Consider the following 23,110-nt stretch of genomic DNA (forward strand, 5'->3'; position numbering starts at 1 on the left):
ACCCACCACAGGCGCCTCGGAACGAATCAACGGCACGGCCTGACGCTGCATATTCGCACCCATCAGAGCACGGTTGGCATCATCATGCTCCAGGAACGGAATCATCGCCGTCGCCACCGACACCATCTGCCGCGGCGACACGTCCATGTAATCGACCCGATCGGTATCGACGAGCTCTACCTCGGAATACCTGCGCCGCACCGCGATCCGCGATTCGACGAAGCGGCCCGCGGCATCGAGCGATTCATTCGCCTGCGCCACGATATGCCGGTCCTCCTCGTCGGCGGTCAGATAGACGATCTCGTCGGTCACGGTGCCGTCGATCACCTTCCGGTACGGCGTTTCGAGAAACCCGAACGGATTCACCCGCGCGTACACCGACAGGTAGCCCATCAGCCCGATATTCGGACCCTCCGGCGTCTCGATCGGGCACATTCGCCCATAGTGGCTGTAGTGCACATCCCGCACCTCGAGGCCGGCCCGGTCCCGGGACAGGCCACCCGGCCCGAGCGCGGACAGGCGGCGTTTGTTCGTGAGGCTCGCGAGCGGGTTGCGCTCGTCCATGAACTGCGAGAACTGGGAGGTTCCGAAGAACTCCTTGAGCGCGGCCACCACCGGACGGATATTCATCAACGACTGCGGAGTGATGGCCTCGACGTCCTGGGTGGTCATCCGCTCGCGGACCACCCGCTCCATCCGGGACAGCCCCACCCGGAACTGATTCTGGATCAATTCCCCCACGGTGCGCACGCGGCGATTACCGAAGTGGTCGATATCGTCCACCTCGACCGGCACCTCGACGCCGCCGGGCCCGGTCATCGTGCGTTCCCCCGCGTGCAGCCGCAACAGGTATTCGAGGATGGTGACCAGGTCCTGTTCGGTGAGCACCCGGGGGCCGCCCGGCGCGTCCCGCCGGACACCGAACTTCTTGTCGATCTTGTAGCGGCCCACAGCCGCCAGGTCGTAGCGCTTCTCCGAGAAGAACAGGTTCTCCAGCAGCGACTGCGCCGATTCCCTGGTGGGCGGTTCGCCCGGGCGGAGCTTGCGGTGGATGTCGAGCAGTGCCTCATCGGTGGTCGCTGTGTTGTCCTTTTCCAATGAGGACATCAGCACACCGGAGAAACCGAATCGCTCGGTGATCTGTTCGGTGGTCCAGCCGAGGGCCTTGAGCAGCACCGTCACCGGCTGACGCCGCTTACGGTCGATCCGCACACCGACGGTGTCGCGCTTGTCGATATCGAATTCCAGCCACGCGCCGCGGGACGGGATGACCCGCGCACTGTGCAGATCCTTCTCGGTGGCCTTGTCGACGGAGTGATCGAAGTACACACCCGGCGAACGCACCAGTTGCGAGATGACCACGCGCTCGGTGCCGTTGACGATGAAGGTGCCGCGGTCGGTCATCATCGGGAAATCACCCATGAAGACCGTCTGGCTCTTGATCTCGCCGGTGTTGTTGTTGATGAACTCCGCGGTGACGAACAACGGCGCCGCGTAGGTCATGTCCTTGTCTTTGCATTCGACGACGGAGGCCTTGACCTCTTCGAAGCGGGGTTCGGACAGGGTCAGCGACATGGTCGCCGCGAAGTCCTCGATCGGGCTGATCTCCGCGAGTACTTCCGCCAGCCCGCCGGCGAACGATTCGCCGCGTGCGGCCGCCCGTTCCCGCTGGGCGGCCGCACCGACCAACCAGCCGAACGATTCGGTCTGGATTTCCAGCAGTCCCGGCACCTCCAGGGGTTCACGGACTCGGGCGAACGAGAGCCGCGCGGGGCTCCCGGGGATTCGGCTCCGGGCGGATGTCGCGACAGCGACCTCGGTCTGATCGGAGAGTGCCAAGATGCGTCCTTCCAGCACCGCACGCCGCCCATACCTGCGCGGTAGGGCGTCACGTATCTGCTTGTCCAGTGGGCGTTATTCGGATCACGCACCGCGGGCGGAAACCGTCCGGACCGGACTCGACGACGCGCCGTGGCAGCGAGACGCAGAACGCGCCGCTTTCCACGGTGAATTCATATTTCGAGAGTCGGACAGCACGCACCCCGGCGCGAAGTCCTGAATTTACACACGAAATCGACGAATGTCGAGAGACATGAAAAATAAAGCAACCGTTTTCCGGTGCGTTCTATTTTGATAATGACACCCCGGCCCACCCGGCGTCAAGCCGCATGGCGAAAATCCGCCGGAAATATCCTGCGAGGTTCGAGCGCGGAACGTCAGAGCAGGTGCCCGGGCCCGGCAGGACCCCGAACACGTTCGGCCACAGGACTACCTACCCGGCCGGTGCCGAGAACGTTCACACCGGGTGTACCGCATCCGACGAACCGGGCCGGCAACACCGGGGCGAGTGCGAGAAGAATTCGGGAGCCGGGAGACGGGCATCGCTCCGATGCAATTCACTACCCGTCCCACTCGAATATATCTCTCCCGCGAATTACGGCACACACCGGGGTGCTGTTTCCCGGAAATCCATCATGGAATACAACGAACGGTTGTAGCCGGCACCACCGCGGTTGTTTGATCGCGGCGCGCGCTTTCTGCTTTGCTCGCCCAGGTCGACGCGAGAACGCACGAGCGAGAGGTATGCCGGAATGGCGAATGGGCGGTCCCTGGGACAGCGGTTCGGCCGGCTGTGGGCCGCCTACGCGGTGAGCCGTTTCGGTACCGCGCTGGCATTCAATGCCTTCGGCCTCGTCGCCGTCCTCGTCCTGCACGCCGGACCCGCCGAGGTCTCGCTGCTGGCGGCGGCCGGCCTGGCGGTCGGCGCCCTGGTGGCGATTCCACTGGGCCCGTGGGTGGAGTTCCGCCGCAAGCGGCCGGTCCTCATCGCCATGGACCTGATCCGATGCGCGGCACTGCTGAGCATCCCGATCGCCTTCGCGTTCGACGCCCTCGGCTTCGCACAGCTATTCGTGGTCGCGATTGTCGCCGCGGCCGCCGACATCGGTTTCACCGCCGCGTCCGGCGCCTACCTCGGGAGCCTGGTGGCGCCGGATGATCTGCTGGTGGCCAATGCCCGGTTCGAATCCACGAACTGGGCCGCCATCGTGCTCGGGCCGCCGCTGGGTGGCGCCGCCATCGGGCTGCTGGGCCCGATGGCCACCCTGGTCGCGGACGGCCTGAGCTATCTGGCCTCGGCGGCGTGCCTGCGCGCGTTCGGTGACCGCGAACCGCGCCCGGCCCGCCCCGACACGCCTCACCCCGGGGCGCAATTCGAGGGCTGGCGATACGTACTGAACCATCCCGGGCTCCGCCCGCTGCTCTGCAACGACGCCCTCGTCGGCGCGCTGATCATGGCGACCCAGCCGCTGATGGCGGTGCTCATGCTCGGGCAGCTCGGCTTCGCGCCCTGGGAATTCGGGCTCGCGTTCGCGCTGCCCTGCCTGGGCGGATTGGTCGGTGCGCGGCTCGCGCCCCGGCTCGTCGACCGGTACGGGCGCGGGCGGGTGCTGCGGGTGTCCGGGATTCTGCGGGTGTGCTGGCCGGTCGCGCTGGGCGCCGTCACCGCCGGCGCCGGCGGATTGGCACTCGTTCTGGTGGTCCAGACCGCCGTGATCGTCTGTATGGCCGTGTTCAATCCGGTATTCGCCACCTACCGGCTGGAGCAATTACCGGCCGACCGGGCGACCCGCGTGCTGGCCGCCTGGTCGGTGAGCAAGAAGGTCACCATCGCGGTGATCACCGCGCTGTGGGGCCTGCTCGCCGCCTGGATCGGAATCCGCGCAGCGATAGCGCTCGCCGGGGCGCTGCTGTTGATGACACCACTGCTGCTGCCGCGTCTCGACCGAGCGCCGGAACACCCGGAGGCCGTACCGGCGCGCTCGGCGCGGCCGACCGGGTGAACCTCAGGGGCGCAAGGCGGCGGCGAGGGCGGGGTTCACGGCCATGGACAGGGCCACCAGCGACTCCACCAGCAGTTCGATCAGTTCGTCGCGGGAGAGGGATTCGCCGAGCAGCCAGGACAAGGTGGTCTCTTCGGTGAACGCCACCCAGCCGCGGACCACGAGCATCAGCCGGGGCTGCTCGCGCTCCTCCGGCGACAGCGGCACCTGGGCGAGGATGATGTCGACGATGGCATGCCGGGTCTGCTCGACCATAGCGGCCAGCTCGGGGCTGGAGCTGGTGGGTCCGCGCAGCAGGGCCAGGTACGAGGTGCGGTTCTCGCTCACGTAGTCGATATAGCGGCCCACCGAGTCGCGCAGCATTTCGAACAGGCTCAGCGTGGGATCGGGAACGACGCGGGCCAGCAGTTCGGCGTTGGCGTGCCGGATCACTTCGAGCTGGAAGTCCTGCTTCGTGGGGAAGTAATGGAACAGCAGTCCCCGGGAGATGCCCGCCCGGTCCGCGATCTCGCTGACCGATATGTCCTCGATCGCCCGTTCGCCGAGCATCTTCACACCGAGCGTTATCAGCTGCGTCTTCCGTTCGTCCGGGCTCAATCGGACGCGTTTGACGGGTGCTTCCGGGCTCGTACTCACCTGTCCATCCTACTGAATGCCGTTCAATACTGTTGACTGCTACTCAATAAGCCCTTACGCTCATTATATGAGTCGCAAGGTTACAGACAAAGCTGTCGCTAACCAGCCCACCCGTCATCTGCGGACGATCATCATCGGCAGCGGGTTCGCCGGCCTCGGCCTCGCCATCCGGCTGACCCAGCAGGGCCGCGAGGATTTCCTCGTACTGGAACGCGGTAGCGATGTCGGCGGGACCTGGCGTGACAACACCTACCCCGGTGCCGCGTGCGATGTGCCCTCGCACCTGTACTCGTATTCCTTCGCCCTGAATCCGGACTGGTCGCGCTCGTTCTCCCGGCAGGGCGAGATCCAGGCCTATATCCAGGGTGTCGCCGACAAGTACAACGTGCGCGACAAGCACCTCTTCGACTGCGATGTCACCGGCGCCCGCTGGAACGCCGAAACCTCCCGGTGGGAGGTGACCACGACCAAGGGCGATTTCACCGCCGATACCGTGGTCTCCGCGGTCGGCGCGCTGTGCGAGCCCAACCTGCCCGATATCAAAGGCATCAACAGCTTCGAGGGCGAGATCTTCCACTCGGCACGCTGGAACCACGATTCCGACCTGGCCGGTAAACGCGTCGCGGTCATCGGCACCGGCGCCTCGGCCATCCAGATCGTCCCGGCCATCGCCGGCAGCGTCGCCCATCTCGACGTCTACCAGCGCACCGCGCCCTGGCTGCTGCCCCGGCTGGACCGCCCCTACCTGCTGCCCGAGCGGCTGGCGTTCAAGCACATCCCGGGCGTACAGCGCCTGTCCCGGGCCGCGATCTACGCCGCCCGGGAGACCCAGGTGGTCGGCCTGGCGAAGTTCCCGCCGCTGATGCGCGGGTTCGAGGCTCTGGCCAAGGCCAAACTGGCCATGGAGATCCGCGACCCGGAACTGCGCAAGAAGGTCACCCCGAACTTCCGCATCGGCTGCAAACGCATGCTGATCTCCAACGAGTACTACCCCGCCCTGGACCGCGACAATGTCGACGTGGTGACCGACGGGATCGCCGAGATCCGCGCGAATTCGATCGTCACCAAAGACGGCACCGAACGCGAGGTCGACGCGATCGTGGTCGCCACCGGCTTCCACGTCACCGACTCCCCCGCCTACGAGACCATCTACGGTCGCGACGGCCGCAGCCTGACCGAGGTGTTCGACGATATCGGCCAGCAGGGGTACAAGGGTTCGGCGATCGCCAACTTCCCGAATATGTTCTTCCTGCTCGGCCCGAATGTCGGCCTGGGCCACACCTCGATGGTGTACATGATCGAATCCCAGATCAACTACATCGCCGACGCGCTGGCCACCTTCGAACGCCAGGGTCTGCGCACCGTCGAGGTGCGCCGCTCGGCGCAGGACTCCTACAACTCCGCCCTGCAGAAGAAGCTCACCAAGAGCGTGTGGAGCACCGGCGGCTGCGCCAGCTGGTACCTGGACAAGCACGGCAACAATACGACCCTCTGGCCGGACTTCACCTTCGAATTCCGCCGCATCACAAGGAAATTCGACGTCGCCGCCTACGATACGACGACGGCTGCCGACGCGGCCGCTCGCCCCGACTTGAAAGTTGTCACCGCATGAATACAGCATCACGAAGTGATTCCCCCAGGGGTGGAGGCCGGGCGGCGGGAGGGCGCAATGATTCCTACTTCCGCAACAAAGTCTGTGTGATCACCGGGGCCGGCTCCGGGATCGGGCGGGCGCTGGCGATCAACCTTGCCCGGCGCGGCGCGAAACTGGCCCTCTCCGATATCGATACCGAAGGCCTCGCCGAGACCACCCGCCGCTGCGAAGAGCTCGGCGCGGAGGTGAAGTCCGACCGGGTCAACGTGGCCGAACGCGAGGCCGTGCTGCTCTACGCCGACGCGGTGAAACAGCATTTCGGCGTCGTACACCAGATCTACAACAACGCGGGTATCGCCCACCACGGCGATGTCGTCAAAACCGACTTCAAAGACATCGAACGCATCATGGATGTCGATTTCTGGGGCGTGGTGAACGGGACCAAGGCGTTCCTGCCGTTCCTCCTCGAATCCGGTGACGGCCATGTGGTGAATGTGTCCAGCCTCTTCGGCCTGATCGCGGTACCCGGGCAGGCCGCGTACAACTCGGCCAAGTTCGCCGTCCGCGGTTTCACCGAGGCGCTGCGCCAGGAAATGCTGGTGGACCGCGCGCCGGTCAAGGTCACCTGCGTGCACCCCGGCGGTATCAAGACCGCCGTCGCCCGCAATGCCACCTACAGCGACGATATCGACGGCGCGAACGCCAGCTCGATGTTCGACAAGTACCTCGCCATCCACAGTCCCGAAATGGCCGCGCAGACCATTGTCGACGGTGTCCGCAAGGGCCGCGGCCGGGTGCTGATCGGCTGGGAGGCCAAGCTGCTGGATCTGTTCGTCCGCACCGCCGCCGCCGGTTACCAGCGCATCGCGGTCGGCGTCGAACGACGTTTCCTGCCCTGATCGGCACCGGAGAAGGAACGACATGCGAGATATCGCGCTGCCACTGCCGCTGGCGCGGGCCGTCCTGGGTTCGATGTACCGGGTGGCGCTGCATTCCCGGCTGCCCTGGCGGGTCCAGCGGGCCCTGATCGACGCCGGTTCGGCGTTGCAGCCCGTACCGGCGGGCATCGGAGTCGAACGCATCCGCCTGGGCGGGCGGCCGGCCGAGCGACTCACACCGGCCGGCCCCCCTCCGGCCGAACCCGCCGCCGTACTGTACCTGCACGGCGGCGGTTACGCCGTGGGTTCGCTGGCCACCCACCGTTCGCTCAACGGCCGGCTCGCCGCCGGAACCGGGCTACCGGTCTACGCCCTCGACTACCGGCTGGCCCCGGAACACGCCTACCCGGCGGCACTGGACGACGCCGAGGCCGCGTTCCTCGAACTGGTCGCCGAGCACGGCTACCGGCCGGAACGGATCGCGATCGCCGGCGATTCGGCCGGTGGTGGACTGTCCCTGGCGCTGGCCCAGCGGCTCATCGCCCGGCACGGCCACACCCCCGCCGCGCTCGGTCTCATCGCGCCGTGGGTCGATCCGAACCAGCTCGCCGAACGCCCCCGCGATCTTGTCGTGAACGGACCGTGGTCACGGGCCTGCGCCGCCGCCTATCTGGGCACCGGCGATCCCGCCGATACCGGCTACGCGCCGCTGCACGGCGTCCTCGCCGGCCTGCCCCCGGTCTACGTCCAGGCCGATGTCGACGAACTACTGCACCCGCAGTGCGTCGATCTCACCGCGGCCCTGCGCGCGGCGGGGGTCAGCGTCTCGTTCACCGAGAGCCGCGGGCTCTGGCATGTCGCCCAGCTACAGGCCGCCCTGGTGGGCCCAGCTGCCGCGGCGCTGACCGAAATGGCCGATTTCCTGCGGCAAGCCGTCGATCAGCTACCGCTGCGCGACCTAGGATGAGAGCCTGATCGGGACGCGTTTCGCCCTGGTCCCAGGGTGAGATCCAGGGCGTTTACCGGTGGCCCGCGCCCCGCCCGGTTCCGGTGGCGTAAATTACCGACGAGTTGGCAAACAGGGAAAGGCAATGATGCGCGAGTTCGAAGCCCCGGCTTCCTACACCATCCCCGAGGACGCGAACAATTCCGACAACGTGTTCCGCTTCGCGAAGGAATCCCCCGCCGCGGTGATGTTCAACGTCCCCGACGGCAAGGGCGGCTGGCGCGATGTCCGGGCCGCGGAGTTCGCGAAAGCGGTCACCGATGTGGCCAAGGGCCTCATCGCCTCGGGTATCGAACTGGGCGACCGGGTCGCCATCATGGCCGCCACCCGTTACGAGTGGACCCTGCTCGATTTCGCCATCTGGGCGGCCGGCGGCTGCACCGTGGCGATCTACGACAGTTCCTCGGCCGAACAGGCCCGCTGGATTCTGCAGGATTCGGCCACCGCGCTGCTGGTCGTCGAGAACAACAAGCACCGCGCCGTCATCGACGAGATCGATCCCGCCGAACTGACCGCGCTGCGCGAGACCCTGCAGATCGACGAGGACGCGATCGGGGAACTCGTCCGGCGCGGTGCCGAACTCGACGAGCAGGTCGTCCATGATCGGCGCGCCCAGGTGAACGCGGCCTCCCCGGCCACCCTGATCTACACCTCCGGCACCACGGGCCGGCCCAAGGGCGTCATGCTCAGCCACGCCAACCTCTGGGCCGAATCCCGGGCCGACCGGATCGCGCTGGCGTCGTTCCTGACCCCCGGCAAGAAGACCCTCATGTTCCTGCCGCTGGCGCATGTCTTCGCCCGCGCGGTGAGCCTGGCCGCCTTCGACGCCAAGGTCACCTTGGCGCACACCTCCGACTGGAGCACGCTGGTCCAGCAGTTCGCCGAGCACCGGCCCGATTTCGTGCTCTCGGTACCGCGCGTTTTCGAGAAGGTCTTCAACGCCGCCAAGCAGAAGGCCCACGACGAGGGCAAGGGCAAGATCTTCGACGCCGCCGCGGCCACCGCGATCGAGTACAGCGAGGCCCTGGGCGCCGGGAAGCCCGGCCTGGTGCTGCGCGCCAAGCACGCACTGTTCGACAAACTGGTCTACGGCAAACTGCGTGCCGCCCTGGGCGGCAACTGCCAGGCCGCGGTCTCCGGCGGCGGGCCGCTGGGCGCCCGGCTCGGGCACTTCTTCCGCGGTGTCGGTGTCACCATCTTCGAGGGCTACGGCCTCACCGAGAGCACCGCCGCGGTCGCGGTGAACACTCCCGACCACATCCGGGTCGGGTCGGTCGGCCGCCCACTGGAAGGTCACGCCGCCAAGATCGGCGAGGACGGCGAATTACTGCTGCGCGGGCCGGTGATCTTCGCCGGATACTGGGGCAACGAGCAGGCCACCGCGGACGCGTTCGTCGACGGCTGGTTCAAAACCGGCGACTTGGGCGCCATCGACGCCGACGGGTTCATCACCATCACCGGCCGCAAGAAGGAAATCCTGGTCACCGCCGGCGGTAAGAACGTCTCCCCGGCGCCCATGGAGGACGAGTTGCGCGCGCATCCGCTGATCGGCCAGGTGATGGTGGTGGGCGACGGCAAACCGTTCATCGGCGCGCTCATCACGCTGGACCCGGAAGCCTTGCCGGGCTGGAAGGAGCGCAACGGGGTCGCCGCCGAGGTGGAGATCGCCGAACTGGTCGAGAACCCGGCCCTGGTCGCCGAGGTGGAGGCCGCGGTCGCCGAGACCAACAAGAAGGTGTCCAAGGCCGAGCAGATCAAGAAGGTCAATATCCTGACCTCGGACTGGACCCAGGAAACCGGCGAGCTGACCCCCAAGATGTCGCTGAAGCGCGCGGTCGTCATGAAGCAGTACGCCGCCGAGGTGGACAAGATCTACAGCTGAGTCCGCCATACCGCAGCCGCCCGGCACGCACGCCCCGGCGTCACCCGATCGTCGCGACCTCCCGGGAGGTCGCGACGATCGTGTCGTCTCCGGAGGATGTGGGGCGGTTCGGTCAGCCGAGATGCCGCCGTCGGTAGGGCTACAACCGCGTACCGTCCATGCAACTTCGCGGCGACCGCTACCGCGGCGGTCTCCGCCGGCTCAGAGAAGATCAGTTCTTGCTTCGTGGCGTACCGCCGATAGATCGCGGCTTGCCCACACCGGCCTTCGCTGCCACAGCGTCGACGGTGAGGCCCGAGTAGCCCCGTTCGACCAGCAGCTCGCGAACCACACCGGATGGCGACAACCTGAGCGACCGGCCGCGCCTTTTCGTAGCGGCCGAGAACTCTCCTCGTGTCGCCGGCGGGCGAAACTCCACACCGCACTCGGCGAACACCACCGGCCGTCCGCAGTCCCGACCGCTCGGGCAGGACACCTAGCCCGTCAGCGAGTCCGCCTTGTGCACTGCGGCGGCGTCACCGGTCGGGGCGCCGACCGGCACGAAGCGGATGAACAGGGCCGAGGCGATCACACCGACCAGCAGCAGCGCGGCCGGCAGCAAGGTGGCCTGACTCAGCGCGGTACTGAACGCCTGCTTCACCGGCTCGGGCACCTGGCCGCCACCCATACCTTCTCCGGCCGGCGCATCGCCGAGACCCGCCGCGCTCATCCGCGCGGCGATGAGGGCGCTGATCGCCGCACTGCCGAGCACCGATCCGACCTGGCGGGTCGTATTGTAGACGCCCGCCCCAGCCCCGGCCTGCGAAATCGGCAGATTATGGGTGGCCGTGGTCGCCAGCGGCGCCCAGATACAGGCGTTCGAGGCGCCGGCCACCGCGCCCGCGACGACCATCCAGGTGATATTCGCGTGCGGATCCCGCATCACCAGGGCGAACCAGAAGATGGAGATCGCGAACGTCAAGAACCCGATGGTCGGAATGATCCGCGGATGCATCCGGTCGGAGAGCCGGCCGATCACCGGGGCGGCGAACCCGGTCACGACGGCCATCGGAGCCAGCACCAGCGCCGACCGGGTGGGCGACATACCATGCACGGCCTGCAGGTAGAAGTAGATCGGCACCATCACCGCGGTCACGGCCGCGCCCATACTGGCGATGGCCAGATTAGACAGCGAGAAATTCCGGTCCCGGAACAGCGGCAGCGGCAGCAACGGCTCGCCCGACCCGCGTGCCTGGGTCACCACGAACACGGCCAGCACCACGATCCCGGCCGCGATCATCGCCCAGATCTTCGCCGACCAGTCGCTCGTATTGCCCTCCTGGATACCGAACACCAGCAGGAACATGCCGACCGCGCTCAACACCACGCCGACCAGGTCGAATTTGTGCTCATGGGTCGGCAACGACGGCACCAGCCAGACGGCGAGCGCGAAGGCCACCACTCCGACCGGCACGTTCACGATGAAGATCCACGCCCAGCCCAGACCGTCTACCAGTACACCGCCCAGGATCGGGCCGACCAGCGTCGCCAGCCCGGCGACCGCCCCCCACATACCCATGGCGGCGCCCCGGCGATCCGGCGGGAACGTCCGGGTGATCACCGCCATGGTCTGCGGAGTCATCAATGCCGCGCCCAGGCCCTGCACGGCCCGCGCGGCGATCAAGGTCTCGATATCCCCCGCCAGCCCACACGCCAGCGAGGAGAGCGTGAACACCGCGAGCCCGAGCAGATAGATGTTCTTCGGGCCGAACCGGTCACCCAGCCGCCCGGTGATCAGCAGCGGTACCGCGTAGGTGAGCAGATAGGCGCTGGTCACCCAGATGACCTCTGAGATATCCGCGTGCAGATCGGCCATGATCGCCGGATTCGCGACCGCCACGATGGTCACATCGAGCAGGATCATGAAGAATCCGACGACCAGCGCACCTAATGCGAGCCACGGATTGCGTTGAGTGGGCATAGCTTCCGTTCCTGTCCGAGCGGCGCCCGATGCGCCGTTTCGTGGATCTGTCGCGGCGCGTCACGCGGACACACCATCTGGGACTACCGGCTCACCGTACGGACGGGGCACGACAACCGCAGCCTGCTCGTTCCGTGGCCACTCCGGACTCCAGGTACGACGCCGCGCACCGCGCCAACATTCCGGGCATATCGGACCGATCCCGGTCCTGCTCAGAGACCGTGCGCGTCCAGCCAGGTGCGGGCCAGCTCCCCCGGGTCCGCGGATTCGTCCCGGACCCGCAGCACCAAGGTCGCGAGCTCGTCGGTGGTGAGTTCACCGGCCACGTAGTTCAGCTTCTCCAGCTGCCGATCGTCCAGCGCCCCCTTGCGCACCAACGCGAGCGGATTCTCCGGCCTGATGGCGTCCTCCGGGTCGGCGAGTACCTTCAGCCCCTCCGTACCGCCCGGCAGAAATTCCGCGGGGCCGGCCAGCACCGCGGCCTGGACCCGTCCCTCCAGCAGCGCCCGGCGCAGTTCCCCGGGCCCGGGGAACACCTCGGTCGAGGCGAACGCGCAACCCGAGATCTTCCCCGCCACCTGCGGTAGCTCGAACAATCCGGGAACAGCGGCGATACCGGCGACCAGCGATGGACACTGCGTAGCCAGCTGCTCCACCGAATCGATCCCGCGCTGCTCGGCGACAGCGGCGGTGACCAGAACCCGCGGTTCGAAGTCCGCGCCGTCGGCGGCGTCGGCGGTGACGGTCCCCTGCGGCAGTGACCCGTTCAGCTCCCGCGTGACGGCCTTCGTGGTCGTGGCCTCGGCCCCCACGTTCAGGTCGGCCAGCAGCGCGCCGTTGTGGTCCGGGGCGACCGCGACGGTCCCCGCGTCCAGCGCCGCCAGCACCTCCGCCCGGCCGCCCAGCCCCGGCTCGACCCGAACCGCCGCGCCCGTTCGCGCCAGCGCCTGCGCGTAGATATCGGCCAGGACCCGCGACTCGGCCGCCCCCTGCGCTCCCACCACCAGCGGTTCGGCCTCCTCGGCACCACAGGAGACGGCCAGCCCGGCCAGCACCGGCACCAGCATCCGAGCAACGACACGCATCGACGCCGCCAGCACCATCGCGCGAGACACCCACTTCCGTAACCAGCCCGCCGCACCCCGTCCGGGCGCCCCGACAACCCTCAGGAATCTACAGGGTCCCCGCGGTCGGGTAACCGGGCGCGGCGGGAGATGTCCGGGGTGCGCCGACGGGCCCCGACCAGAGCCGGACCCGGGCACAGGTTCCCCGGATTCGGACGTAACCGAGCCGCGAAGGTGTAAGAGGTCGGCCTGCTCGCGAAGGTCTGTGTTTTTGGCGCGCCTTCGGCGGCGCCAAAAACTACAGCACCCGGCCCAGGGTGGCGGCCGAGTGCTGTAGTTGCGGTTACCGCCCGGGTAAGGCGGAACGATCTATCAGGCGACGCCCTCCGCGCGGGCGGCGGCGGCGACCGCGTCGGCCACCGCGGGGGCGACGCGGGGGTCGAGCGGGCTGGGCACGATCTTGTCGACGGCGAGTTCGTCGGCGACGACGCCGAGGATGGCGTTGGCGGCCGCGATCTTCATACCTTCGGTGATGCGCCGGGCGCCCGCGTCGAGCGCGCCCTTGAACACGCCGGGGAAGGCGAGCACATTGTTGATCTGGTTCGGGAAGTCGCTGCGCCCGGTGGCGACGATGGCGGCGTACTTGTGGGCCACGTCGGGGTGGATCTCCGGATCCGGGTTGGACATGGCGAACACGATGGACTCCGGCGCCATCGAGGCGATGAGCTCTTCGGCGATGGTGCCCGCGGACAGGCCGAGGAACACATCGGCGCCGACGAGGGCGTCGGCGGCGGTGCCGGTGAGACCGCGCGGGTTGGTGCGCTGGGCCAGGTCCGCCTTGACCGGGTTGAGATCGGCGCGGTCGCGGCTGACGATGCCTTTGGAGTCGAGCACGGTCACATCGGCGACACCCGCGGCGAGCAGGATATTGGTGCAGGCGACACCGGCGGCGCCGGCGCCCGACACGACCACTTTGAGGCCGGAGGTCGCGCGGCCCTGCACTGCGGCGGCGCCGTTGAGCGCGGCCAGCACCACGATGGCGGTGCCGTGCTGGTCATCGTGCATGACGGGGCAGTCGAGGGCCTCCACGACCCGCTTCTCGATCTCGAAGCAGCGGGGAGCGGAGATATCCTCCAGGTTCACCGCGCCGAAGCTGGGACGCAGGCGGATCAGGGTTTCGACGATTTCGTCGACGTCCTTGGTGTCCAGCACGATCGGGATGGAGTCGAGCCCGGCGAACTTCTTGAACAGCGCCGATTTACCCTCCATGACCGGGAGGGAGGCGCGCGGGCCGATATCGCCGAGGCCGAGCACCGCGGAGCCGTCGCTGACCACGACCACCAGGCGGTCGGTCCAGGTGTAGCGCTTGGCCAGGCTCTCGTCCTCGGCGATGGCGCGGCTCACCTGGGCCACACCGGGTGTGTAGGCGATCGATAGGTCGCGCTGGGTTTCCAGCGGCGAGCTGAGCTCGACCGAGAGCTTGCCGCCGAGGTGACCCGCGAAGATCTCCTCGTGAGTGATCGCCGCGAGATCTTGGACCTCTTCTTTGCTGGCGGTGGCGTTCGGTGCGTCAGTCACAGAGGACACGATTTCACTCCTGCTGGTTGCGGTCGTAACCGGTGGACGGTTACCGCCGGGTATTTGGTGTTATCTGCGTCATATCGTTCATCGGCGGCGCGACCAGGATGTTTCCCGGCGCGACCAGGACCCGGAAGTCCCGGGGACCCCGGACACAGGGTGATAGACGGTGGCGCTGATTTCGGGCAGCGACGGTCCGGGTGGATTTCGGACGGGTTGGTCCGAATGAACTCGACCGGTGCCCGTTTCCCGTCGCGACGGTGCGTCGCGGAGCGGCGGGCGCCTGATATCCCCGACCCGGCGGTGGCAACGATCGGGAATCCGCAACATTCTGCCAGGTCCCGGGCCGTTCGCCAAACCGGGCCCGGCGGATTGCGCGTTTCGGACACCACGGGGGTCAGCGTAGGCCGTGAGCATTACCTTCCCGTGAGCGGAAACTCGCGGGCGGCGCGCCGATCCGGTGAGACACCTCGAAGTTTCCCGGGCGGCCGGGTGAACCCGGGATCGGTACGTCTCCCGCGGCCGGTCAGCCCCACCACTGGGTCCACAGCAGGATCGCGCCGGAACCCAGCACCACCACTGCCGCACCGAGACTCGCCGCGCCCCGCACCCGATCCGAATACACTTGCGCCCCAACGGCGATCACCGCGACCACGATATGCCAGGCCACCGATTCGGCACCGGGCCCCGGGAAACCACGGCGCTCGCCGATGAACTCCGCACCGACGACGACCAGCGCCAGCAGCACCAGCCCGGCTGCCGCCACACCGCTGACGGCGCGCACCGGTCTCATGAGGCCAGCACCGGTACGCCGGTGGCCCGGCCGGCCAGCTTCTCGAACTGTGCCGGGTCGGTGGTGCATTCGCCGAGGCCGATGGTCTTGTTGGCGCCGTGGTAGTCCGAGGACCCGGTCGCCAGCAGTCCGCATTCGCCGGCGAGTTCACGCAGCATCGCCCGGTCCCGCGGGTTGTGGTCGGGGTGATCGACCTCCAGTCCGCCCAGTCCGTGCGACGCCAGGTCGCGCACCTCCTGCAGGTCCAGCAGCCGGCCCCGGCTGCGGGCCCGGCCGTGGGCGAGCACGCTGACGCCGCCGGCCGCGGCGATCATCGTTACGGCCCAGCGCAGCGGGGTATCGGCCTTCTCCACGTAGTAGGGGCCGTCCGAGGCGAGCAGATCGGCGAAGGCGGCCTCCACCGAGGGCACCACACCCGCTTCGACCAGGGCGCGGGCCAGGTGCGGGCGGCCCGCGGCGGGGCCGGCGGCAGCCAGCACCGCGTCCGGATCGATCGGTAGCCCGTCGACGGCCATCTGTTCGGCCATGGCGCGTAGCCGCTCGACCCGTTCGGCGCGCAACCGCTCCCGTTCGGCCGCGAACCCGCTGTCGGCAGGGTCGAACAGGTAGGCCAGCAGATGCACCGATACGGGGTAGCCGTCGACGCCGCGGCCCACGCACGACATCTCCATTCCTCGGACCAGGGTCAGCCCGGCCGGACGGGCGGCCTCGGCCTCGGCCCAGCCGGCGGTGGTGTCGTGATCGGTGATCGCGACGACGTCCAGCCCGGCATCGGCCGCATTGCGCACCAGTTCGGCCGGGCTGTCGGTGCCGTCGGAGGCGGTGGAGTGGGTATGCAGATCGATGCGCACCCGTCCAGTCTTCCAGTGCTCGTCCGATGCACCACCGGTGCGGGGCCGCAAGCGGGGCCGCGACGCCGCACCCGGGCCGCGGTGACCGGAGCTTCCGCGGGATCCCGGCCCGCGTACCACCGCGAAGTAGCATCGACGCGTGCCTTCGATACCGCTGCCGTTCCATGGTCCGGGACGGACGCGGCGTGCCACCGCGGTACCGCATATCCGGGTGCCCACGGCGCGCGCGGTCGTCGACTGCGCGGTGTACGTGGACGGCAGGCGTCTCCCGGGCCGGTACACCCACGAGAAGGCGCTCGCCGCCGCCCGCGAACGCGGCGGTTTCGTCTGGCTCGGTCTGCACGACCCCGATGCCGACCAGATGGGTGAGGTGGCGGAGACATTCGGGCTGCACGCCCTCGCCGTCGAGGACGCGGTACAGGCCCATCAGCGGCCCAAGCTGGAGCGTTACGACGACACCCTCGTCATGGTCATGCGCACGGTCGCCTACCGGGAGCACGAACTGCACACGATCAGCGAAATCGTCGAAACGGGCGAACTGCTGATCTTCACCGCACCCGATTTCGTGATCGCCGTCCGGCACGGCGAACATTCGCCGCTCGCGGCCGTGCGCCGCGGCCTCGAAGACGACCCCGGCCGATTGCGGCTGGGCACGGGCTCGGTGCTGCACGCCATCGCCGACCATGTGGTCGATTCATATATCGACGTCGTGCAGGCGGTGGAATTCGATATCGACGCCATGGAAGAAGAGGTGTTCACTCCGCGCACCCGGATCACCGTCGAAGCGATCTATCAGCTCAAACGCGAAGTGGTGGAACTACGTCGCGCGGTCAACCCGCTGGCACTGCCACTGCAATTGCTGGTGCACAAGGAAGAACTGCCGATCGACGCGGAGATCCGGCGCTACCTGCGGGATGTGGCCGACCACCACACCGGTGTCGCCGAACGCATCACCGATTTCGACGATTCGCTCAGCGCCCTCATCAGCGCCGCGCTCACCAAGATCACCGTCCAGCAGAACACCGATATGCGCAAGATATCGGCGTGGGTCGCCATCGCCGCGGTGCCGACCATGATCGCCGGGATCTACGGGATGAACTTCGAGCACATGCCGGAACTGAAGACCGGCTGGGGTTACCCCGTGGTGCTCGTGGTCATTCTCGCGATCTGCCTGACGCTGCTCGCGCTCTTCCGCCGCAACGACTGGCTCTGACCGGAACCGTCCGCTAGAGCGAGGCCGCACCCCGGCCGGGATCCAGCACATCGATCCCGGCCTCGGCCCAGGCGTCCCGCAGCGCCTGCGCGCCGCGCACCCGCACCCAGGCCGCCTCGGTCGCGGTCACCGGCGTCACCGTGAAATACCGCACCGGCTCCGCCGGATCCGGTAGATCGATCTCCGGGATCTCCCCGCTCCCCAAGAGCACCGCCGTGAACGGCGCCTCCCGCCAGATCGGTTCACCCAGGTCCAGTAGCGCATCCGCTTGCAGCACAACACCTTCGACCGCCGGCGCCGCGGCCAGCACCCCCAGCGTCCGGGCCACCCCCGCCCCGGCGCCGGCCGCCGACCGCACCGTCAGCACCAGCTCCGCCCGCGGACCACGCACCGGGTCGGCGTGCAGATCCCCCGGATCACCCATCGGATGCCGCGATCCCCCGACCGTCAGATAGTGCGTCACACCGTCGCCGGGGATACGCAGGATCTCGATCGGCTCCAGACCCAGGAAAGTCATCGAAGCCGTATCCACCGCGGCCGCGTCCACCCCGAAGAAATCCGCCACGGCCGTCCGGACGCGTTCGATCACGTCCATTCGCTAGATGGCCAGCTTCGCGAGCAGATCCCGGGCCTGTTCGGCCGTCTTCGGATCACACAGCACGTCGTAACGGCCCGCGACCAACTGCATGGTCGACGCGAAATCCCGCTGCCCCCGGGTGGCCGCGTACGGGATGGTCGTCGAGATGACCCCGAAGATGATGCCGCCGACCAGGCCCACCACCAGCGGGCCCGCCATACCGTTGGTGGTGAACAGGCTCAGCAACAAGCCCAGGAACAACCCGAGCCACGCACCCGAGACCACACCCCCGCCGATCACCTTGCCCCAGTTCAAGCGGTACAACACCCGCTCGACCTGCATCAGGTCCACGCCGACGATGGTCACGTTCTGCACCGGGAACTGATTGTCCGCCAGATGATCCACCGCACGCTGCGCCTCGGCATAGGTCGGATACGAACCGACCGGCCACCCGGAAGGGGGCGTGGGCAGACCCTGCCTACCGCGATTCGAGCCTCCAAGAGGGTTCGTCATACGTCCATTCTGTCTTATTTGGCGCCGCTGTGTTCATTGCCCCGCCTCCGGCGGGGCAGGGTCGAGGCCCCCTCGGTCCCGCCGTTCAGCGCCCGAGACTCGCGCTTCGCGCATGCACTTCGGGCGCTGAACGGCGGGACGGGCCTCGACCCTTTCAGAACCTCGCTGAACTCGGCGCCGAGAGGGTGCTGCTGTTCGTGAAGGTGATCGGACGCAGGGCGGCCAGTGCGGTCGAGTCGGCATCCGTTCCGGACATCGAATGCCGACGCAACCGCATGTGTCGAGTTTTGCGAGACACCTGAAGGGTTGAGGCCCGTCTCGCCGTTTCGGCCTCGAAAGCGCATGCGCCGAAGGCGCGAGTCTCGAGGCCGAAACGGCGAGACACAAGGGGGCCTCAACCCCGCGCGCGCCAGCGCGCCAAAAACACAGCACCTTCGCGAGCAGGTCCACGCCTCACCCTTCGCGAGCAGGTCCACCCCGTGGTTTTGGCGAGCAAGGCGCAACCGTGGCCTTGGCGAGCAAAGGCCCCGGTCTTCGCGAGCGAGCCCGCACCCGATGAGCGAGCACTCCACCGGCAAAGCCGCCGACCAGTGTGGCTGGGGGGGTTCCCGGGCCGTGGGCGATTCGACAGCATCATGCGCCCGGAACCGCGGGCGGTCCCTCGAGCACCGCGATTCCGGTCCGGCCCGTCCGGTACCGCCGGACGAACTCTTACTCCGGTGGCGTGAAGGTGGACGTCCGCCGCATCCCCGCCGCCCGCCCCTTCTCCGCGATCACCACCGCCATCTTCGCGCTGGCCTCGTCGATCATCTCGTCGCCGAGCATCACCGCGCCACGGGCGCCGCCGGCGGCCGAGGTGTGATAGGCGTAGGCGTCGAGGATCAGTTCGGCGTGGTCGTAGTCGGATTGCCGGGGGCTGAAGATCTCGTTGGCGGCGTCGACCTGGCTCGGGTGCAGCACCCACTTTCCGTCGAAGCCCAGGGCGGCGGTGCGGCCGGCGGCCCGGCGGAAGCCGTCGATATCGCGGATCTGCAGGTAGGGGCCATCGATGGCCTGGAGACCGTGGGCGCGGGCGGTGAGCAGGATGGTCATCAGAATGTGGTGGTAGGCGTCGCCGGTGTCGTAGCCCTCGGGCTGCTCACCTACGACAAGGGTGCGCATATTGATGCTGGCCATGAAGTCGGCCGGGCCGAAGACCAGGGTCTGTACCCGCGGGCTGGCGGTGGCGATCTCGTCGATATTGCGCAGGCCCAGCGCGTTCTCGATCTGGGGTTCGATACCGATGCGGCCGGGTTCGATACCGTTGGCTCGCTCCAGCTGGCCCAGCAGCAGATCCAGCGCGCGCACCTGGCCTGCGTCGGTGACCTTGGGCAGCAGGATCGCGTCGAGTGCGGTGCCGGCGCCGTCGACCACCGAGATCACATCCGCGTAGGTCCACTGGGTGGTCCAGTCGTTGACCCGCACCACCCGCAGCTGCTCGCCCCAGCCGGAGTCGTTGAGCGCGGCCACGATATTCGCGCGGGCCGCGGCCTTGGCCTCGGGGGCGACCGCGTCTTCGAGGTCGAGGAAGACCTCGTCGACCGGTAGGCCCTTGGCTTTGGCGATCATCTTGGGATTGCTGCCCGGCACGGCGAGCACGGAACGGCGCGGCTTCATCAACAACTCTCCTGGGGGTCGGCCCGGTCCGGCCCCGGAACATCTAGCCTGACACCCATGGCAGCTACCAGGGTGTATATCGCCAGGCTGACCGGCCTGGCGGTGCTGGGGCCGGACGGCGAGTCTATCGGCCGTGTGCGCGACGTGGTGGTCGCCGTCCGGTACGACCGGCAGGAACCGCGTGTCCACGGGCTGGTGGTGGAGCTGCCGACCCGTCGCCGGATCTTCGTCCCGATGCTGCGTGTCACCGCCATCGAACCCGGTTCGGTGACCCTCAATACCGGCAATGTGAGTCTGCGGCGTTTCGCGCAGCGGCCCGGTGAGGTGCTGGCCATGGCGCAGATCGTCGACTCCGCGGTACGGGTGGATGATCCCGATCTGCCGGATCTGGCCGGGGTGGATGTGTACGTGGTCGATCTGGGGATCGCGCTCACCCGCACCCGGGACTGGCGGGTGTCGCGGGTGGCGGTGCGCGGGCACCGCCGGCTCGGGCGGCGGCGCACCGTGCACGTGGTCGACTGGGCCCGGGTTCAGGGGCTCACGCCGTACGAGTTGGGGCGGCCCGGTCAGGATGTGAGCACGCTGCTCGAACAGTTCGAGGGTCAGCGCGCGGCCGATGTCGCGCACCTGTTGCGCGAACTGCCGGAGAAGCGCCGGCTGGAGGTGGCGGTGGCGCTCGACGACGAACGGCTCGCCGATGTGGTCCAGGAGTTGTCCGGCGACGATCAACTGGAGTTGCTGGGCAAGCTCGATATCGGCCGGGCGGCCGACGTCCTCGAGGCCATGGACCCCGACGACGCCGCCGACCTGCTGGGCGGGTTGCCGGAGAACGAGGCCGAATCGCTGCTGACACTGATGGATCCGCAGGAATCGGAGCCGGTGCGCCGCCTGCTCGAACACTCCCCGGACACCGCGGGCGGTCTCATGACGCCCGAGCCGGTGGTCCTGACGCCTTCGACGACCGTCGCGGAGGCGCTGGCCCGGGTCCGTAATCCCGACCTGACGCCCGCACTGGCTTCGATGGTCTTCGTGGTGCGGCCACCGACGGCGACGCCGACCGGGCGCTATCTGGGGTGCGTACATCTGCAGCAGCTGCTGCGGGAACCGCCCGCGCATCTGGTGGGCGGGCTGCTGGACACCGATCTGACCACCATGCGCCCGGAGGCGCCGCTCACCGCGGTGGCCCGCTATTTCGCCAGCTACAACCTGGTGTGCGCACCGGTGGTGGATGAGCAGAATCATCTGCTGGGCGCGGTGAGCGTGGACGATGTCCTGGATCATCTGCTGCCGCGTGATTGGCGTGAGGACGAGCAACTGTTCGAGGGTGTACGGCAGTGACGGACAAGAGCACGGTGAGCCGGGCGGCGGCGGCGGCCCGGCAGCGACTGGAGACACCGGTGGAATCCCGGTTCCGATTCGATTGGGACGCCGAGGCGTTGGCGCGCGGCAGCGAACGCATCGCCCGGTTCCTGGGCACCGGACGCTATCTGGCGTTGCAGACGGTGGTGGTGATCGTCTGGATCGCGTTGAACATCTTCTTCATCACGCTGCGCTGGGATCCCTATCCCTTCATCCTGCTGAATCTGGCGTTCTCCACCCAGGCCGCCTACGCCGCGCCGCTGATCCTGCTGGCGCAGAACCGGCAGGACAACCGCGACCGGGTATCGCTGGAGGAGGACCGGTTACGGGCCGCGCAGACCAAGGCCGACACCGAATTCCTGGCGCGCGAACTGGCCGCCCTGCGGCTCGCGGTGGGCGAAGTGGCCACCCGCGACTATCTGAGGCGGGAACTGGACGAGATCCGCGACGCTCTCGATCGCCTCGAGTCGGCGGCGGGTGTCGGTCCGACGCGCCCGGAAAAGTCTGCCAAGCCGAAACGCAAGAAAACCTCCGGTCACAAGCCGGTTACGGGCTCTGTTTCGTCGCCTGTCGCGGATGAATGACCGGAAATCCGCAATATGCTCCTGACCGGTAGGTAACCTGGATCACGTTGTCCCGAGCACGCCGTCCGGGAATGTCCGGGACGGTTGCTCACCTGTGACATAGAGGAACGGTGGAGCCGAATGCGGATACCTACCCCTGTGGCAATGTCGGCTCTGGTCATGGCAGGCCTGGTAGCGAGCGGTTCGGCCGCCCACACGACCTTCTCGTCGACTCCCCCGGAGGCTCCCGGGGCTCGGCTCGCCGCCGATACCGATCAGCTGAAAGACCCTGATCCGACCACCGACGCGCCACTGCCCCAGACACTCGGAATGTTGCCGGTCGAGCGCTCGACACCCCGGAAACTTCGCGCCCTCAGCCCCTCACCCGCCGACGGGATCCCGCCCTTCGGCGGTGTGGTCCCCCTGCAGACCATCGATCTGCCGCGGGGCGGCGGCGCGCTCGGCATTCCGGAGATCGTGCTCGCGGCCTACCGCAATGCCGAACTGGCCCTGCAGTCCTCGACGCCGGGCTGCGGTGTCACCTGGAATCTGCTGGCCGGGATCGGCCGGATCGAATCGGGCCACGCGAGCAACGGCCGCACCGATGCCGCCGGGACCACCGATCCGCCCATTTTCGGTCCGGCACTGGACGGCTCGCTGCCCGGCAACGAAGTGATCCGCGCGGCCGACGGCGGGTATGTCCGGGCGCTGGGACCCATGCAGTTCCTGCCGAGCACCTGGTCGCGCTACGCCGCCGACGGCAACGCCGACGGGCGCGCCGATCCGCACAACGTCTTCGACGCCGCGCTCGGCGCCGGGAAGTACCTGTGCTCGGGCGGCCTGAATCTGCGTGACCCGCAACAGGAACTGCGGGCGGTGCTGCGCTATAACAATTCCATGTCGTACGCGGCCAATGTGCTGAGCTGGTCGGCCGCCTACCGGACCGGCGGCCGACCGGCGCCGGTCACCGTTTCACCCGATCTCGTTCCGCCGGGCAGTACACCGACCGAATTCCCGCCCGGCCCGGGGGATCTGCTGGCCGCGCAGACCGAGAACCAGGTTCCGCCGCCTCCGCCCGCACTGCCGGCACCGGCCCCGCGGCCCGCACCCATGATCCGGATCCCGGGCCTGCCGCCGATTCCCTG

General features: G+C 68.1%; 20 protein-coding genes. 9 read left to right on the forward strand and 11 right to left on the reverse strand.

The window, feature by feature from the left end; genetic code table 11:
* Window positions 1–1,857, reverse strand: a 1,857-nt coding sequence (locus ON38_RS19920; protein WP_039826403.1) for an RNA polymerDNA-directed RNA polymerase subunit B, incomplete at its 3' end; no start/stop codon positions are given.
* A gap of 734 nt (window positions 1,858–2,591) precedes the next feature.
* Here ON38_RS19920 and ON38_RS19925 point away from each other — a divergent pair.
* Complete coding sequence (locus ON38_RS19925) at window positions 2,592–3,842, forward strand: MFS transporter (RefSeq protein ID WP_051164995.1); 1,251 nt, start codon at window positions 2,592–2,594, stop codon at window positions 3,840–3,842.
* Window positions 3,843–3,845: 3 nt separating this feature from the next.
* On the opposite strand, the gene ON38_RS19930 is transcribed toward ON38_RS19925, so the two are convergent.
* Complete coding sequence (locus ON38_RS19930) at window positions 3,846–4,478, reverse strand: TetR/AcrR family transcriptional regulator (RefSeq protein ID WP_039826404.1); 633 nt, start codon at window positions 4,476–4,478, stop codon at window positions 3,846–3,848.
* A 67-nt stretch (window positions 4,479–4,545) separates the two neighbouring features.
* On the opposite strand from ON38_RS19930, the gene ON38_RS19935 reads away from it, so the two are divergent.
* The 4 genes from ON38_RS19935 to ON38_RS19950 all read left to right on the forward strand — a co-directional run bounded on the left by ON38_RS19935 (window position 4,546) and on the right by ON38_RS19950 (window position 9,838).
* Window positions 4,546–6,090 (forward strand): flavin-containing monooxygenase, encoded by a 1,545-nt coding sequence (locus ON38_RS19935; RefSeq protein WP_039826405.1) that lies wholly within the window; start codon window positions 4,546–4,548, stop codon window positions 6,088–6,090.
* On the forward strand, window positions 6,087–6,971 hold the full coding sequence (locus tag ON38_RS19940) for an SDR family NAD(P)-dependent oxidoreductase (RefSeq protein ID WP_083872872.1): 885 nt from the start codon (window positions 6,087–6,089) through the stop codon (window positions 6,969–6,971). Before ON38_RS19935 ends, ON38_RS19940 begins: the two co-directional genes overlap by 4 nt.
* A gap of 22 nt (window positions 6,972–6,993) precedes the next feature.
* Entirely contained in the window at window positions 6,994–7,917 is a 924-nt protein-coding gene (locus ON38_RS19945) for an alpha/beta hydrolase (RefSeq protein WP_039826408.1), read from the forward strand.
* Between the two features lie 127 nt (window positions 7,918–8,044).
* Entirely contained in the window at window positions 8,045–9,838 is a 1,794-nt protein-coding gene (locus ON38_RS19950; protein WP_039826418.1) for an AMP-dependent synthetase/ligase, read from the forward strand.
* 211 nt (window positions 9,839–10,049) lie between these two features.
* On the opposite strand, the gene ON38_RS38075 is transcribed toward ON38_RS19950, so the two are convergent.
* The 6 genes from ON38_RS38075 to ON38_RS19975 all read right to left on the reverse strand — a co-directional run bounded on the left by ON38_RS38075 (window position 10,050) and on the right by ON38_RS19975 (window position 16,084).
* A complete protein-coding gene (locus tag ON38_RS38075; RefSeq protein WP_083872873.1) occupies window positions 10,050–10,313 on the reverse strand; it encodes a helix-turn-helix domain-containing protein in 264 nt (87 codons plus the stop codon).
* Entirely contained in the window at window positions 10,314–11,798 is a 1,485-nt protein-coding gene (locus ON38_RS19955; RefSeq protein ID WP_039826409.1) for a DHA2 family efflux MFS transporter permease subunit, read from the reverse strand.
* Window positions 11,799–12,010: 212 nt separating this feature from the next.
* Window positions 12,011–12,883 (reverse strand): glycine betaine ABC transporter substrate-binding protein, encoded by an 873-nt coding sequence (locus tag ON38_RS19960; RefSeq protein ID WP_245564119.1) that lies wholly within the window; start codon window positions 12,881–12,883, stop codon window positions 12,011–12,013.
* A gap of 351 nt (window positions 12,884–13,234) precedes the next feature.
* A complete protein-coding gene (locus tag ON38_RS19965; RefSeq protein ID WP_039826411.1) occupies window positions 13,235–14,440 on the reverse strand; it encodes an NAD(P)-dependent malic enzyme in 1,206 nt (401 codons plus the stop codon).
* Window positions 14,441–14,966: 526 nt separating this feature from the next.
* The gene (locus ON38_RS19970; RefSeq protein WP_039826412.1) at window positions 14,967–15,233 is read right to left on the reverse strand and encodes a hypothetical protein; all 267 of its coding nucleotides are present in this window, start codon (window positions 15,231–15,233) and stop codon (window positions 14,967–14,969) included.
* Window positions 15,230–16,084, reverse strand: a complete 855-nt coding sequence (locus ON38_RS19975; RefSeq protein WP_039826413.1) for a PHP domain-containing protein — start codon at window positions 16,082–16,084, stop codon at window positions 15,230–15,232. The genes ON38_RS19970 and ON38_RS19975 overlap by 4 nt, the downstream gene beginning before the upstream one ends.
* A gap of 139 nt (window positions 16,085–16,223) precedes the next feature.
* Between ON38_RS19975 and ON38_RS19980 the strand changes: the two genes are divergently transcribed.
* On the forward strand, window positions 16,224–17,297 hold the full coding sequence (locus ON38_RS19980; protein WP_039826414.1) for a magnesium and cobalt transport protein CorA: 1,074 nt from the start codon (window positions 16,224–16,226) through the stop codon (window positions 17,295–17,297).
* Between the two features lie 13 nt (window positions 17,298–17,310).
* Here the strand turns inward: ON38_RS19980 and ON38_RS19985 are convergent, their stop codons facing one another.
* The 3 genes from ON38_RS19985 to ON38_RS19995 form a co-directional block, all read right to left on the reverse strand.
* A complete protein-coding gene (locus ON38_RS19985; protein ID WP_083872875.1) occupies window positions 17,311–17,892 on the reverse strand; it encodes a suppressor of fused domain protein in 582 nt (193 codons plus the stop codon).
* 3 nt (window positions 17,893–17,895) lie between these two features.
* A complete protein-coding gene (locus tag ON38_RS19990; RefSeq protein WP_030522047.1) occupies window positions 17,896–18,387 on the reverse strand; it encodes a YflT domain-containing protein in 492 nt (163 codons plus the stop codon).
* Window positions 18,388–19,098: 711 nt separating this feature from the next.
* On the reverse strand, window positions 19,099–20,043 hold the full coding sequence (locus tag ON38_RS19995; RefSeq protein WP_039826415.1) for an HpcH/HpaI aldolase/citrate lyase family protein: 945 nt from the start codon (window positions 20,041–20,043) through the stop codon (window positions 19,099–19,101).
* 57 nt (window positions 20,044–20,100) lie between these two features.
* Here ON38_RS19995 and ON38_RS20000 point away from each other — a divergent pair, with 57 nt between their 5' ends.
* The 3 genes from ON38_RS20000 to ON38_RS20010 form a co-directional block, all read left to right on the forward strand.
* The gene (locus ON38_RS20000; protein ID WP_039826416.1) at window positions 20,101–21,381 is read left to right on the forward strand and encodes a magnesium transporter MgtE N-terminal domain-containing protein; all 1,281 of its coding nucleotides are present in this window, start codon (window positions 20,101–20,103) and stop codon (window positions 21,379–21,381) included.
* A gap of 14 nt (window positions 21,382–21,395) precedes the next feature.
* Window positions 21,396–21,986, forward strand: a complete 591-nt coding sequence (locus ON38_RS20005) for a DUF1003 domain-containing protein (RefSeq protein ID WP_039826420.1) — start codon at window positions 21,396–21,398, stop codon at window positions 21,984–21,986.
* 159 nt (window positions 21,987–22,145) lie between these two features.
* Window positions 22,146–23,110: lytic transglycosylase domain-containing protein (locus ON38_RS20010; RefSeq protein ID WP_245564120.1), on the forward strand; the 965-nt coding region annotated here is incomplete at its 3' end.

Source organism: Nocardia testacea NBRC 100365 (assembly GCF_000308775.1).
GTDB lineage: Bacteria > Actinomycetota > Actinomycetes > Mycobacteriales > Mycobacteriaceae > Nocardia > Nocardia testacea.

Coding starts and splice junctions, on each gene's coding strand:
- ON38_RS19925 (WP_051164995.1), top strand. CDS start 2,592: ATGGCGAATGGGCGGTCCCTGGGACAGCGGTTCGGCCGGCTGTGGGCC.
- ON38_RS19935 (WP_039826405.1), top strand. CDS start 4,546: ATGAGTCGCAAGGTTACAGACAAAGCTGTCGCTAACCAGCCCACCCGT.
- ON38_RS19940 (WP_083872872.1), top strand. CDS start 6,087: ATGAATACAGCATCACGAAGTGATTCCCCCAGGGGTGGAGGCCGGGCG.
- ON38_RS19945 (WP_039826408.1), top strand. CDS start 6,994: ATGCGAGATATCGCGCTGCCACTGCCGCTGGCGCGGGCCGTCCTGGGT.
- ON38_RS19950 (WP_039826418.1), top strand. CDS start 8,045: ATGCGCGAGTTCGAAGCCCCGGCTTCCTACACCATCCCCGAGGACGCG.
- ON38_RS19955 (WP_039826409.1), bottom strand. CDS start 11,798: ATGCCCACTCAACGCAATCCGTGGCTCGCATTAGGTGCGCTGGTCGTC.
- ON38_RS19960 (WP_245564119.1), bottom strand. CDS start 12,883: ATGCGTGTCGTTGCTCGGATGCTGGTGCCGGTGCTGGCCGGGCTGGCC.
- ON38_RS19970 (WP_039826412.1), bottom strand. CDS start 15,233: ATGAGACCGGTGCGCGCCGTCAGCGGTGTGGCGGCAGCCGGGCTGGTG.
- ON38_RS19985 (WP_083872875.1), bottom strand. CDS start 17,892: ATGGACGTGATCGAACGCGTCCGGACGGCCGTGGCGGATTTCTTCGGG.
- ON38_RS19990 (WP_030522047.1), bottom strand. CDS start 18,387: ATGACGAACCCTCTTGGAGGCTCGAATCGCGGTAGGCAGGGTCTGCCC.
- ON38_RS19995 (WP_039826415.1), bottom strand. CDS start 20,043: ATGAAGCCGCGCCGTTCCGTGCTCGCCGTGCCGGGCAGCAATCCCAAG.
- ON38_RS20000 (WP_039826416.1), top strand. CDS start 20,101: ATGGCAGCTACCAGGGTGTATATCGCCAGGCTGACCGGCCTGGCGGTG.